Source organism: Marinobacter mangrovi (assembly GCF_016798325.1).
GTDB lineage: Bacteria > Pseudomonadota > Gammaproteobacteria > Pseudomonadales > Oleiphilaceae > Marinobacter_A > Marinobacter_A mangrovi.
On sequence record NZ_JAERVO010000010.1, the window covers coordinates 1 to 14,163 of the forward strand.

Sequence of the window (14,163 nt, forward strand, 5' to 3'; positions counted from 1 at the left end):
GCACCTATCACGCCACCAACACGCCGCCCTACGCGCTGCCGGAGCACAAGACCCGAACGACCCTGAAGACCCAGACCCACAAGGGCGAGGGCAGCAACGAACTGCGCTTCGAGGACGAGGCCGACAAGGAACAGATCTACGTCCACGCCCAGAAGGACCTGGACCTGCTGACCGAGAACGACCGCACCGAGGTGGTCCACCACAACAGCCACCTGACCGTCGACAACGACCGCTACGCCCACATCAAGGCCAACGACCACAGCACCATTGATGGAGAGAAGCGGGAGAAAATCGGAAAGGACATGAGCCTGACGGTCGGTGGCACGTTCCACCAGAAGTCCGGCACCGCCACCCTCACCGAGGCTGGCAGTGAAGCGCACTACAAAGCCGGCGCCAAAGTCGTCCTCGACGCCGGCGCCGAACTCACCATCGCCGCCGGCGGCAGCTTCCTGAAAGTCGACGCCAGCGGCGTCACCCTCTCCGGCCCCACGCTCAAGATCAACTCCGGCGGGGCGCCGGGGAGCGGCAGCAGCGCAGCAGCTACCACGCCTGAATTGCCGTTTGGAGTTGAGGCCAAACAAGACCAGACGACCGAAGCAGTCTTCCCAGAGACGCTGCTGAAAGAAGCCGCCAATAAGGGCGGACTCATTGTTTCCGATTGCGAGTTCGATGCCGATGGACGCTGCAGAATACATCAACACATTTGAAAATCTTGGGTTAGAAACACGACCAGCCTCTACACCACGATTCGCCATCGTAGATCTGGCGGTGGATGAAAGTTTTCTCAACCAGCTTTATGGCTCTATGAACGGCCAAACCATTGAATGGAGCAGCCTCCTGGCGAATAGTCGATGGGAGAAGGCTTGGCGGAGCGGTCCAATTTTGATCGATATTTCCGATCACAAGGACTTCACACAAGCTCTTTCAAAAAGCTTGGAAAGCAAGCCGCTTGGCCTTCTTGTTGAGACATCCATGAATTTCGAAGTGGCACAAACTTATTTCGGATCAATGCTCCTCTGCATGGCCGGTGATGACGCATCCCTTTTCCGTTTCTATGAACCTAGAATGCTGGGTGCGTTGATGGCCGCTTTAGGTGACAAACGACAACGCGTCGTTCGCGCGGGCGAAAAATGGTCCTGGCATGATGGCTGGAAATGGCAGACTTACCGTAACCCTGAATCCGGGACCGACGATCTTTCTGGTTCGGCACCGGCATTATCAAGACACGACCTCGTCAACATCCCACAGTATCGGGCGGCAGATAGAGCCATCCGCCTTCATGAGATCTATCAATCCAATCTCACGGCCGAGAGCACGCCACGCCTTTGGATTATGGAACGCCTAGCAGAAGCTCGCGACGCTGGAATAGCCACAGCATCAGGCCAGGAGCGCTGGCTCAGATTAGCTCTCCAACATGGCGCCAGCTTCCAGAAAACACCGCCGTTTGAAAAAGTCATGCACGACCCGTCCATGACACCCCAGGAACGTTTAATGGCTATGGAAAGCCTCTCGGAGTCGAGTCATGCCGCAGTATCAGGTTAAAGCCGGGGACACCCTCTCGCAGATCGCCGCCGCCCACCAAGTGTCCGTGTCGGAATTACAGGCGGAGAATACGTTTATTACCGATCCCGACCACATCGAGGCCGGCTGGCGGCTTTCCATACCCGCAGGCCGACCCGAATCAGGCCCGGCTCTCCCGCCGGCACAATCGGCCAACGATTCCAGCACAGACGACGTTGAGTGCAGCGCCTGCCAGTTGGAATACGTCGCCTTTCTGCACGTAACAGAAGATACTGAAACCGTTTACGCCCTGACCCAGGCCCAACTGGATGAAGTCGATGCGGAAGTCTCGACCCTGCATGCGCCCCTGAAAGAACTCAAACAAGCTGAAGCCGGGTCTGTGGATGACATCCCGGCCGCCCGGGAAGCCGCCTGGAACCAACTGAAGGAGCTCGGCGCACTGCCCCGGCCCAAGGAGAGCACGACCGCCGAAGACCTGCTCACCGAATACGAAGCCCGCTGGACCCAAGAGAATCAGGAACTGGAACGCCAGGAACGGCGCCTGCACCGTATCAAATGGGAAATCGGCCAGATCCGGAGCCAGATCCTGTTGCCGGCCCAGCAACGCCCGCTGGACAGCCCTCGCGACCAGCTGTCGCTGAAGGTGTTTACCACCCTCTGCGTCGAGCTTGAGGGCCAGCAGCCCACCGTGGAAGCCATCGTCGAGGCCCAGAAACTCGCCCGACAGCGGGCGCGCACCAATCGCGACAACCTCGAAAAGCGTCTCAAGATGCTCAGGGCCGCCCTGGAAGCCGAGATCCGCTACCGCGTGGCCACCTCATCCAGCGACGTCTCGCAGACCCAGAAGGCCCAACTACAAACCGAGTCCGAGGAACTGAAACAGGCAACAGCCTGGCCCAACTTCATCAGCGAGTCGGATATGAACGAGCTGGTGCAAAGACAGCAGCGACTCAACGAACTGGAAGAAGAAACCACACCGGTTATGGACCAGGTTCGTCACTATATGGGCCAGGCCACGGTCGCGGTGTTCCTCTGGAACCTGATTGACCGGGAGGAGTTCGAAGCCAGCCGCAAGAAAAACGAGGAACTCAAGCGCCTGATTGAGGAGCAGGAAGCCATGCTACAGCGGCTGGTGGAAACCAGCCCGCCACACACCGTGGATGTGGTGGCAAAACCGCAAATGGACACCATGCCCTCGCGTCCCATTGTCGAGGTCAAACACACCGCCGCAGGCGGATACCGCTATATGCGCCGCCAAGTCCTGGCCCAGATCCGTCAAAACTGGCGCCCCCTCAAGATGGCCGATGTCCGGGCGGCCATGACGAGCGGTGATTTCAAACGGGCCCTGGGTGAAGCCGGAGACAGTCTCAAGACCGAACAAAGCCTCAAGCTCAAACTGGCCGAATGGAAAAGCTCGGACAACAACTTTTTCAACCAGCTGGAAGTCGAGCTGTTTAAGGAGCACACCGAAAGCGAGGATGGCCGATTCTCGGCGGACGCCGAAGCCCAGATGTTCCGATTTGCGTCCCAGGCCGGGCTGGAAGCTGTCTACAACCCAAGCAAAGGCGAAGCCTACATCGGCGGTAAACTCGAGGGTTCGTACAGCCTGCTCCAGGGCCAGGCCTCGCTCGGCGCCCAATTACCGGGGCCGGACGGTTTCAAACTGGAACTCGACTACATCGACGGGCAAGGTGCGCAAAAGACCCTGGAGTGTGGCTACATTCGCGCCGATGCCGAGTACAAGATCCAGGGGTTCGCCGGCGCCTGCGCGTCACTGTCCGCTCAGGCCCGGGTATCCAGTGACACCGGCCAAGTCGGTCTTTCCGGCGAGACCCATGGCGAAGCCTTTGCCGGTGCCAGCCTCAGCAACGAAGCCAGCTTCGGGGTGAAGTGGAAAGCGGCCTATGCGGAGGTGCTCGCTGATCAAAATGCCGGTACGACAGCCAATGAAGACCAGCAGGCGGTCGATGATGCCTTCAAGTCGCTGCTGGATGTAAAACCGGAGTTCGCGGTTTCGGCAGGGATTGGGGCTGCTTTTGACTTCAGTGTTGGTATGGTTGAAAGCAAAGTGGTGCTTTATCTGAAGGGACACTTGGTTCTTGGAGCCGGCGGCGGTGGCGGTGTCGGCGCTGAGCTGAACGTCCAACAACTGTGGGAACTGGTGAAATTTATTCGCTGGTCCCTTGAACGCTCAGATTTTCGGTTTCTTGAGTGGATCGAAGAGACGGCGTTTGAGCACATCACATTCTTGCTTAAGGTGTTCGCCGTCAGTTCTGAGGATTTCGAGGCTGTAATGGAACAAGGCGCTGAACAAATGGATATCCTGTGGGAGCGACTGACGACAGCCGATACAAAAGTAAGGGACACTGCTCAGAAAGTGTTGCAGCATAATCAATTGTCGCAGTTAACCCCACCTGCCAAAGCTGCGCTTCTAACTATTCTGGTAGAAGACAGCTCTGCACTCCTCGGCTTCGAGGATCCCTATAGAGCCATTGGTGCCGAGGCCGCCATCAAGATACTGGAAACCGTTCGCAGCCATCGGGAACTTGTCGAGATTCTCCGGCGGATGGGCAATGAGGAAGGGAAAGGGTCTTTTGTTGATTTCAAGCGCAACTTTTCCAAGCTCATTCGGCAGAGGCTTTTCAATTCCGCGCAAGCCGACCGGACTTTCCGATGGTTGGAGGGGCTGTACTCATGAAAAGCCCCATTCCGGAACTGATGCGCCCTCAAGTTCTAGTAGGCGCATCGAAAGCCTCTGATTTCGGAACCTAGAGTCTCTGCTCCTTTTCGGCGAGTGACTGTCGTGTTGCCTATGAATTCTTGATAGCTCCCACCACGCAAAACGCGATAGTTTTCACCAAAAAATATATCCTTTTGTCCTTCGTCCGGCCCTTGCGGATCCTGGACGGGTGAGTTTTCGTAGTAGTCTTTTTTATATTTATCTCGGACCCACTCACTGACATTGCCTGACATATCGTAAAGGCCTAGCGGGTTGGGAGGGAAGCTGCCGGGTGCCAGCGGTAGCTTATTACGGATCTCACGCATATTGTGGGCACTTCGGGCTGGTCCGGCTGCCATCGTTACGTCAGCTTTCGCCTCACCATTCTCCGTGGCGTATCTTAGCATCTGGCCCCGGGCTCGAGCCGCGAATTCCCACTGTGCCTCGGTCGGTAATTGCACGGGCGTTCCGCTTTGTTTACCCAGCCATCGACAGAAAGCGGAGGCGTCCTGCCAGGATGCGACCGCCGGTAGCTCTGGTTCGTAGCGCTCCGGCTTCTCATCGCGCATGTTTTCGTATCTTTCGTCGGTATGCTCATATCCCGTCACAGCCTGGAAGAGCTCAAAGTCCCCTTGGGTGACTTCGTACTTCTGGATATGGAAATCGTCCAGTACCACTTTGTGAGGTGGCCGAGTGTCGTGCCGCACGCTCCATCCACCTGGGTTACCCATCATAAATTCCCCACCTTTCACGAAAACCATCGCGTCCATCTGACGCTGGACCATGTCGTCGGCCTTGGATTCGTAGTAGTAGTTGCAACCGGTGGTTACGGTAAGAAGGGCAAAAAACGGGAGACTGCGGAACAGCTTGATTCGCATGGGTCGGCATCCTTTCCGAGATATGACTGCTGATATTGATTCTACAAGCTTCTGAAGAGAAGAACTATGGACCAGGTGGTCCACCCCAAGACCCCACTCCAGTGGCGAAGCGGCCATCAAAACTCTGGAAACCGTTCGCAGCCATCGGGAACTTGTCGAGATTCTCCGGCGGATGGGCAACGAGGAAGGGAAAGGGTCTTTTGTTGATTTCAAGCGCAACTTTTCCAAGCTCATTCGGCAGAGGCTTTTCAATTCCGCGCAAGCCGACCGGACTTTCCAATGGCTGGAGGCGCTGTACTCATGAACAGCCCCGTTCCGGAACTGATGCACCCTCAAGTTCTAGTAGGCGCATCGAAAGCCTCTGATTTCAGAACTAAGGGGCTCTCCCCCCTTACGGCGTGTAACGGTGGTGTTTCCGAGAAAGGAGAGGTAACTTCCGCCGCGTAAAACGCGGTAGTTTTCACCACGATATGTATCTTTTTTTCCTTCATCCGGTCCTTGCGGATTATCGACCGGAGAATGGTCATAGTAATCTTCCTTGTATTTGTCCCTGACCCATTCCGTCACATTGCCTGACATATCGTAAAGGCCGAGCGGGTTGGGCGGGAAGCTGCCGGGAGCCAGCGGCAGCTTATTGTGGTACTCCCGCATATCACGAGCATTTCGGTCTGGGCCGGCTGCCATCGTTACGTCGGGTTCAGCATTACCATTCTCCGTTGCATATCTCAGCATCTGCCCGCGTGCGCGGGCTGCAAACTCCCACTGCGCTTCGGTCGGCAATTGTACGGGCTTCCCGCTTTGTTCACCCAGCCATCGACAAAAAGCGGAGGCGTCCTGCCAGGATGCGACCGCCGGTAGCTCAGGCTCATAGCGCTCCGGCTTCTCGTCACGCTCATCACCGTAATACTTGTCAGAATGTTCGTACCCCGTCACGGCCTGAAAAAGTTCAAAGTCACCTTGCGTGACTTCGTATTTCTGGATATCAAAATCATCCAGCTTCACCTTGTGGGGCGGCCAACTGTCCTTGCTGCCGTCCCAACCACCGGGGTTTCCCATCATGAACCCTGCCCCTTTCACGAAAACCATCGCGTCCATCTGACGCTGGACCATGTCGTCGGCTTTGGATTCGTAGTAGTAGCTGCAACCGGTGGTTACGGTCAGAAGGGCAAAAAACGGGAGACTGCGGAACAGCTTGGTTCGCATGGGTCGGCTTCCTTACCGAGTGAAATCTGTTGGGGCAAATTCTACAGGCTCTGGCGCGTCACCACTAAGGACCATGGTGTTTGAAATCAAAACTTCACGGCATGTCCTGAAAACAGTCTACGGAGAGGCCTAACCAGAAGGTTCGTACAGCCTGCTCCAGGGCCAGGCATCGCTCGGCGCCCAGTTACCGGGGCCAGAAGGCACTGAACTGGAACTCCGTTACATCGACGGCCAAGGTGGGGAAAAGACGCTGAAATGCGGCTATATTCGCGCCGATGCCGAGTACAAGATCCAGGGGTTCGCCTGCGCGTCGCTGTCCGCCAAGGCCAACGTCCTGACAGAGGGACACAAGGTTGACCTCTCCGGCGAAACCAATGGCGAAGCCTTTGCCGGGGCCAGCCTCAGCAACGAAGCCAGCTTCGGGGTGAAGTGGAAAGCGGCCTATGCGGAGGTGCTCGCCGATCAAAATGCCGGTGCGACAGCCAATGAAGACCAGCAGGCAGTTGATGGGGTTTTCAAGTCACTGCTGGATGTGAAACCAGAGTTGGCGGTTTCGGCAGGGATTGGGGCAGCATTTGATTTTAGTGTCGGAATGGTTGAAAACAAAGTAGTCCTTTATCTGAAAGGACACTTGGTTCTCGGAGCCGGTGGTGGTGGCGGTGTCGGCGCCGAGCTGAACGTCCAGCAATTGTGGGAACTGGTGAAATTTATTCGCTGGCCCCTTGAGCGATTAGATTTTCGGCTTCTTGAGTGGATCGAAGACTCCGCGCTTGAACACGTTTCTTTCTTGTTACAGATTTACTCAGCTGGAGCCCCCCCCCCCTTTTGAGCAACTGGTCGGCAGGACATCAGACGTTCTTAACGAAGCCTGGGAGGCTCTTGTCACTCCAGATACGGCAGTAAGAGACACTGGGGAGAGAATATTGGCCACCTCTGATGTCGACCAATTAACCCCCAGCGCTAAAGCTCAAATACTGAATCCTTTAATTCAGGATAGCAGCGCAATACTCAGCTATAAAGACACATATATAGAGATCGGTTTGAAAGCTTCGAGTAAAGTTCTTGAGACAGTTAACAACCACCGAGAATTTATCGAAATTCTTCGGAGGATGGGAAGCCCTGACCGCAAAGGAACGTTCAGCACACTGAAACGTAATTATTCAAAATTAATACTACAAGGACTATTTAACTCCAGTGAGTCTGATCGAACAGAAAGATGGCTTTCTTCTATTTACAGCTAATAACTTCAGCCAATCACTAATTATAGCTTTTAACTAATAGGCACAGCGAAACCCTGTCTTCCCAAATGCATAATCTTGAGGATCACTACGGCGGGTAACTGTCGTATTGCCAATGAACTCTTGATAACTTCCTCCTCTCCACACTCGCTCTACTTGGCCGGGTAGAATGCTAGTATGCCCGGTCTTAGGCCCTCGAGGATCATTAATCTGCGAGTTTTTGTAGTAATCTTCTTGGTAATAATCAAAAACCCATTCACCGGCATTTCCTGACATATCGTAGAGGCCTATAGCATTGGGAGGGAAGCTACCCGGCTTCAGGGGTAAAACTTCGTCACGCTCTCTGGAACTGCTGACGTTTTTATCAGGACCGGCTGCCATATTAATGTCAGCCTTCGCTTCACCGCTTTTTGTCCCATACTTCAGCATCTTGCCCTCTGAGCGGGCCGCATATTCCCATTGAGCTTCGGTCGGCAAAGATACAGGCTTGCCACTTCGGTCTGCCAGCCAAGAGCAAAAGGCTGTAGCGTCCGTCCAAGAAGCCACAGCTGGCAGTTCAGCCTCATACCTTTCTGGATTCTCGTCCCGCCTTTCATCGTATCGTTTGTCCGAAGAAATATAGCCCGTTACAGTTTGAAATAGCTCGAAATCCCCTTGAGTAACTTCGTACTTTTGAATATGGAAATCGTCAAGTTTTACCTTATGGGGTGGCCAAGTGTCGTGCCGCACGCTCCATCCACCCGGGTTACCCATCATAAATTCCCCACCTTTCACGAAAACCATCGCATCCATCTGTCGCTGGACCATGTCGTCGGCTTTGGAATCGTAGTAATAGCTGCAACCGGTGGTTACGGTCAGAAGGGCAAAAAACGGGAGACTGCGGAACAGCTTGATTCGCATGGATCGGCATCCTTACCGAGTGTAATCTGTTGAGCCAAATTCTACAGGCTCTGGCGCGTCAGTCACCACCAAGGTCCATGGTGTCTGAAATCAAAGCCTAAGAGCATGTCCTGACAACAGTCTACGGAGAGGCCTAACCAGAAGACTCGTATAGCCTTGGACTTCCACCTGCTCCATGGCCAGGCCTCGCTCAGCGCGCAGTTACCGGGGCCGAACGGTTTCAAACTGAAGCTCAACTACATATTCCTGAATAGTATCGACTATAAGCGGACAAGACGTTAACTAACCCATTGAGAGTGGCTACGAACAAATCGATCTCATTTGGCAAGATTTAACAACCGCTGATACAAAAGTTGGAATTCTTGCACGGCAAGTAATATCCAATCGGAGCATTAACAAATTGACACCTCAAGCCAAGGCCGATTTGCTCACAATACTTATTGAGGATAGCACCCCACTTTTAGGCTTCACAGATCCATATCGTGCTATCGCAGCAGAAGCATCAATAAAATTGCTGGAGACCATCGATAATCACCGAGAGTTTATGGAAATACTGCGACGTATGCGGGCTGACGGTAAAAAGGGTACTTTTTTACCTTACAATCAAATTACTCGCAGCTAATACTGAGGCGACTATTTCAGTCGGAGCAAGCTGATAGGACCGAAGCTTGGTTTCGAAAAATCTATTCTTGACTGGACGGAGATAGCGCGCACCGAAACCCAGAGGTTTCCGTGCTTAAAGTTTCGGTCATTTTGTCTCGCGAAACGGTTGTATTGAGCATAAAGTCTTGATATGTACCGCCTCGTGTTACGCGATAATTATCTCCGTTATATGCAAATATCTCTCCTTCCGTTGGCCCTATAGGATTAATCACTGGGGAATTCTCATAATAATTTTTATCATACTTATCATAGACCCATTCGCTGACATTCCCCGACATATCAAAAAGACCAAGGGGGTTTGGCGGGAAAGAGCCAGATTCTTTAGGCAGCATCTTATCAGGTGTACGATCCCCCACGTTCTGAGGCGTCGGTCCGTCGGCCATGGTGATACCCGCTATTGCCTTTCCATTTTTTGTTGCGTAACGAAGCATTCGACCACCTGCGCGCGCGGCATATTCCCACTGTGCTTCGGTTGGTAAAGTCACTGGCTTGCCACTGCGGCCTCCTAGCCACTTGCAAAACGCCATAGAATCAGTCCAGGACGTCACCGCCGGGAGTTCTGGATCATATCTCTCAGTCTTTTCATCACGCTTCTTCTGATAATAGCGGTTGGAGTGTTTGTAGCCTGTTACAGACTGGAATAGCTCAAAATCCCCTTGGGTGACTTCGTACTTCTGGATATAAAAATCATCCAGCTTCACCTTATGAGGCGGCAAGCTGTCTTCACTGGTGTCCCAGCCTCCCGGATTCCCCATTATGAACTCCCCTCCTTTCACGAAAACCATCGCGTCCATCTGGCGCTGGACCATTTCGTCGGCTTTGGAATCGTAGTAATAGCTGCAACCGGTGGCTGCGGTCAGGAGGGCAAAAAACGGGAGACTGCGGAACAGCTTGATTCGCATGGGTCGGCATCCTTTCCGATAAAAATCTATTGGACTCGATTCTACAGGCTCCGGCGCGTCGCAACCATCATCTGAATATTTGAAGTCAAAGTCTCAGTAACCACGACAAGGGAGCCCCCTGGGCTTTTGCCTGAACTGCCACCGCCTGCCGGCGACTGCCCTGGACCACCCCATCAGCCAGCCGCAGCAACACAAGGTCTCACTCGCCTGTTGGCGTATCCAGCCGGAAGCAGGCTGGACACGCTTGAGGTCACGGAATCCGCCAACTACCTGCAGATCGGCTTCCTGTCGCCCCCCCACGAAGAAACCGAACATGGTATCGTCACCAGCGAACTGGCCTTGATGGTCAAAATCGAAAGCTTGCAGTCCAATCAACGCTACGTGGGAGATGTTTACATGCTATGGATCAAACCCGACAGCAAGTTCCCATTATCGCCGGTTCAGGAACCTCCGAAAGAGAACCCGATCTGGCATGAGCTGGATTGGCCAAACGTACCGCTGGAGGCGGTCTGATCATGAGCCAGACTGAGACCCAAGGCCCTCGGGCCGGGCGAAGCGACAAGTTCCCCAGCGGGGAGGTAACCTACCTATCCCCCCTACCGCTGCCGACCGGGCTCCCCCCCGTCGACCACAGCCATATTGTTGCGGAACTGAATGACGAATACCTGGAACTTGGGGCGTATTCACCAAACGTGTTCAGTTGGCAGGTGACTTTGGGTATACCAACAGGAACGCTGCTGTTAATGGCACTTGTTTTGCCTCTTTTAATGTTTATTGGAGGTTTAACCATTGGAGACGGCTGGTGGGATGCTGTGGGTTTGTTCGGCCAGACGTTCCTATATGGTTTGAAATTCGGAGGGGCGATGGCTCTCTTCGGCCTTCTGGTGTTACTTTTTCCTCGACTTCAGGCCTACTTCAAGCTTCGCGGTGTCGTCCCCACCCGCTTTAACCGCCAGCGTCGCGAAGTGTGCCTGGTGCCTTCGGATTCGGACACGCCCGTGATTGTTCCCTGGGAAAACCTCCAAGCCTGGGTTATCAAGGCCAAGGGCGCAACCGAGTACGGGGTGCAGACCCAGTACGGTTTTGGCTTCGGCGGCGCCGACCCGAATACCGGCATGGGCACCAGCCTGGAACTGATGAGCGGCGGCCAGCCCCTGGCCATAAGCACCTGGGAGGCGCTACGGGCCTACATGGAATACGAGGTCAACAGTCTCAAAGAGATCCAGGTCATGCAGGAGCTGCAAAAGCCCGGCGATCCGCCCTGGGAAGGCGTGCATACCTTCTACAATGCCCGTAAACGCATGCGCCAGCGCCGACGGGACGGTGAGGTTGGCCGGATGTATCCGTTCTTCTGGTACGCCTATCATCTTATGAACCTTTGGACGTTGCCCAATATCCTGACCGAGTGGGAGGTGCGCAAGGTACAACGCCTCAACCGTCGAGCCACTCCGGAAGCGGTGCTTCGCTGGTCCAAACCTTTGCCGGAGTCGGAATGGGCCCAACCCAGCGAAACGCTGAAACGTCTGAGCCGGACGGTGCGGCAGAAACAACAGGCCAGCCCAGGGCGTCTGCCGTTCGAGGTATTTGCCGAGGTGTACAAAGAAGAGGAAGACGGCAAGTCGATTCTGGCTTAGAGGCTTGATTAAACGCGATCCGGTACGAGTCACTACGTGGTGATATGGAAACTCGCCAGCCGGACAACCGCCTTCCCAGGGACGCCCCCTCTGGCGGTCCCTCCACCAATCTTCGACCGCTCCGGACCATTACGCATGAGCCAATCGGTGAATCCTAAGACCACTGATAAACGTCACCATGCCGGAGAGGTGGAGCTCTTCCCCTCAGGCCGTATCACCTACCTGGCGCCCAGCCGACTCGGCCTGTCACGGAAATCTACGCGTAGGTTTATGCTGAGGAAAAGGCGCCAGGGCGGCGGGGTCCTGATCTATTCTGGTTCGTAACCGAGGTTGAAGTATGATTCTCGAGAAAACGGAGAGATACGCTGATGAATCGCTAAACCCGGAATGTATCCCGCCTTTGCCCGATTGCAAAAAGCGAAGTCGAGTTGGAGATGAGCTGCAACCTTGGGGGGACTACGCAACAGTCAATCCCTATCAGAAGATCATCATGGATGTGGCTGACGTGCAATCGGTTGAAGCTAACGGTGTAGACTTCGAAAACGATGAATGGTGGGGATGGAACCATCAGCGACTGCAATTCATTAACGATAGAACGGGCACTCAAGCCCTTGTCGTTTTGATTCCTTATGCTTGGACTATTTTCCTGGTTGGAATAGTTCCCATTCTGACAGGCTGGATGACAATCAAAATTGTTTCAGCATGGAACTTTCCCACGCTTTTAACCACTTTGACGACTACCGCACTTTTAATTATCTCGTTAGTTGCTGGCGTCTTTCTTCTGCCAACGACTACCAACTGGATAATGACTAAAGGGCTTGGAGTCATTCTCAAACCATTTGAGAGATCTCTCCAAAAAAAGGTCGACAACTCCCTCGCCGACGGCATGAGCGAATTCAACCGCGTTACAGGCCAAGCCAAATTCGCCTTGGGTAAAGGTCGCCACTTCGAAGCACCGTTTATCGAGTTCGACGCCTATGTCGAACGGGTGGTCCAGCGGGGTGGTATTTTCTACCGGCTGATGTTCGTCCATCGCTACACCGGCAAGATCTTCAACAAAACCTGGCTCAGTGGCGTTGAAGCCAGCAAGAATGAAGTCCTCGCGCTCTGGGACATGCTGCAACGGTTTATGGATGTCTCACAGCCGATCCCGGATATGCCCCGCTTCGAGCCGTTCCGCCACCTGGATCCCGTTACCGCCGAACACGACGATAAAACCAACCGTCCGCCACGCTACTGGCGGGACCTAGACCTGGAAGCCTGGAAAGCGAATGAAGGGGCTGAGCTGGCCAAAGCCCAGGCGCAGTTCCCGTGGAACCAGCGGCGCTGCAAATTAACGCCAAAGTTGGGGCAGGTTGAAATGGAGGTCTATCGCAAGCAGCGTCCAGAGACTGCTGTACCGATCTAGCAAACCACTGTCGCTCAGCGAACCGCTGACGAAAGCTCCACATTACCAATACCAGTGCATCACCGAAAGAACGTAGTTTCTGGAATCCACATTCCAAGACCACGGACCCATACTGGTTCGTAACCGAGGTTAAAGTATGACTCTCGAGAAAACGGAGAGATACGCTGATGAAGCGCTAAACTCAGGATGTTTGCCGCCATTGCCCGATAGCAAAAAGCGAAATAGAGCGGGAGATGAACTGCAGCCTTGGTGTGAATACGCAGCCATCAATCCCTACAAAAAGATTATTGCGGACGTAACTAACGTCCAGTCCTGCGAGGCAGACGATAAGGAGTTTTATAATGATGAATGGTGGGGCTGGACACATAAGCACCTCCGCTTTCTAAATGACAAACTAGGGCTCAAAGCACTCGCTCTAGCAGTCCCGTTCGCGTGGGTCGCCACCATTTTTATCACTCTGTTTCTGCTGTTTTTAGAATTTATGGACTGGTTGACCAACACCAGCAATGCTCCGGATTTTTTGCTTGCTATAGCTCTAGTCGTTGGAAGTTTTGGCTACCTGGCCTTGTCACTCTATCTCGTATACTTGACGACAAACTGGGTAATGGAGAAAGGCATTGGAACTTTAATCAAGCCTTTCGAGAAATTCCTCCAAAAAAAGGTCGATAATTGCCTCGCCGACGGCATGAGCGAATTCAACCGCGTTACTGGCCAAGCCAAATTCGCCTTGGGCAAAGGTCGCTATTTCGAAGCACCGTTTATCGAGTTCGACGCCTATGTCGAACGGGTGGTCCAGCGGGGTGGTATTTTCTACCGGCTGATGTTCGTCCATCGCTACACCGGCAAGATCTTCAACAAAACCTGGCTCAGTGGCGTTGAAGCCAGCAAAAATGAAGTCCTTGCGCTCTGGGACATGCTGCAACGGTTTATGGATGTCTCACAGCCGATCCCGGATATGCCCCGCTTCGAGCCGTTTCGCCACCTGGATCCCGTTACCGCCGAACACGACGATAAAACCAACCGTCCGCCACGCTACTGGCGGGATCTAGACCTGGAAGCCTGGAAAGCGAATGAAGGCGCCGAATTGGCCAAAGCCC

General features: G+C 54.0%; 12 protein-coding genes. 8 read left to right on the forward strand and 4 right to left on the reverse strand.

Features of this window, described 5'->3' with window-relative positions; genetic code table 11:
* The 3 genes from JL474_RS21240 to JL474_RS21250 form a co-directional block, all read left to right on the forward strand.
* A partial coding sequence (locus tag JL474_RS21240; RefSeq protein WP_407944072.1) for a bacteriophage T4 gp5 trimerisation domain-containing protein occupies nt 1–707 on the forward strand: 707 nt, incomplete at its 5' end.
* Nucleotides 676–1,542, forward strand: coding sequence for a DUF4123 domain-containing protein (locus JL474_RS21245; protein WP_203144002.1), 867 nt, complete (start codon nt 676–678; stop codon nt 1,540–1,542). The genes JL474_RS21240 and JL474_RS21245, both read left to right, overlap by 32 nt.
* Entirely contained in the window at nt 1,523–4,219 is a 2,697-nt protein-coding gene (locus JL474_RS21250) for a LysM peptidoglycan-binding domain-containing protein (RefSeq protein ID WP_203144003.1), read from the forward strand. The genes JL474_RS21245 and JL474_RS21250 overlap by 20 nt, the downstream gene beginning before the upstream one ends.
* 35 nt (nt 4,220–4,254) lie before the next feature.
* Here JL474_RS21250 and JL474_RS21255 read toward each other — a convergent pair whose 3' ends face one another.
* Nucleotides 4,255–5,118, reverse strand: a complete 864-nt coding sequence (locus JL474_RS21255; protein ID WP_203144005.1) for a formylglycine-generating enzyme family protein — start codon at nt 5,116–5,118, stop codon at nt 4,255–4,257.
* Nucleotides 5,119–5,457: 339 nt separating this feature from the next.
* Nucleotides 5,458–6,321, reverse strand: coding sequence for a formylglycine-generating enzyme family protein (locus JL474_RS21260; RefSeq protein WP_203144007.1), 864 nt, complete (start codon nt 6,319–6,321; stop codon nt 5,458–5,460).
* 424 nt (nt 6,322–6,745) lie between these two features.
* Here JL474_RS21260 and JL474_RS21265 point away from each other — a divergent pair, with 424 nt between their 5' ends.
* Nucleotides 6,746–7,150, forward strand: coding sequence for a hypothetical protein (locus JL474_RS21265; protein ID WP_203144009.1), 405 nt, complete (start codon nt 6,746–6,748; stop codon nt 7,148–7,150).
* A gap of 445 nt (nt 7,151–7,595) precedes the next feature.
* On the opposite strand, the gene JL474_RS21270 is transcribed toward JL474_RS21265, so the two are convergent.
* On the reverse strand, nt 7,596–8,459 hold the full coding sequence (locus tag JL474_RS21270) for a formylglycine-generating enzyme family protein (protein WP_203144011.1): 864 nt from the start codon (nt 8,457–8,459) through the stop codon (nt 7,596–7,598).
* Nucleotides 8,460–9,142: 683 nt separating this feature from the next.
* Complete coding sequence (locus JL474_RS21275; protein WP_203144013.1) at nt 9,143–10,024, reverse strand: formylglycine-generating enzyme family protein; 882 nt, start codon at nt 10,022–10,024, stop codon at nt 9,143–9,145.
* A gap of 126 nt (nt 10,025–10,150) precedes the next feature.
* Between JL474_RS21275 and JL474_RS21280 the strand changes: the two genes are divergently transcribed.
* The 4 genes from JL474_RS21280 to JL474_RS21295 all read left to right on the forward strand — a co-directional run.
* Nucleotides 10,151–10,537 (forward strand): hypothetical protein, encoded by a 387-nt coding sequence (locus JL474_RS21280; RefSeq protein WP_203144015.1) that lies wholly within the window; start codon nt 10,151–10,153, stop codon nt 10,535–10,537.
* A 2-nt stretch (nt 10,538–10,539) separates the two neighbouring features.
* Nucleotides 10,540–11,658 (forward strand): hypothetical protein, encoded by a 1,119-nt coding sequence (locus JL474_RS21285; RefSeq protein WP_203144017.1) that lies wholly within the window; start codon nt 10,540–10,542, stop codon nt 11,656–11,658.
* A 337-nt stretch (nt 11,659–11,995) separates the two neighbouring features.
* Entirely contained in the window at nt 11,996–13,066 is a 1,071-nt protein-coding gene (locus JL474_RS21290) for a hypothetical protein (RefSeq protein ID WP_203144019.1), read from the forward strand.
* A 136-nt stretch (nt 13,067–13,202) separates the two neighbouring features.
* A partial coding sequence (locus JL474_RS21295; protein WP_236012437.1) for a hypothetical protein occupies nt 13,203–14,163 on the forward strand: 961 nt, incomplete at its 3' end.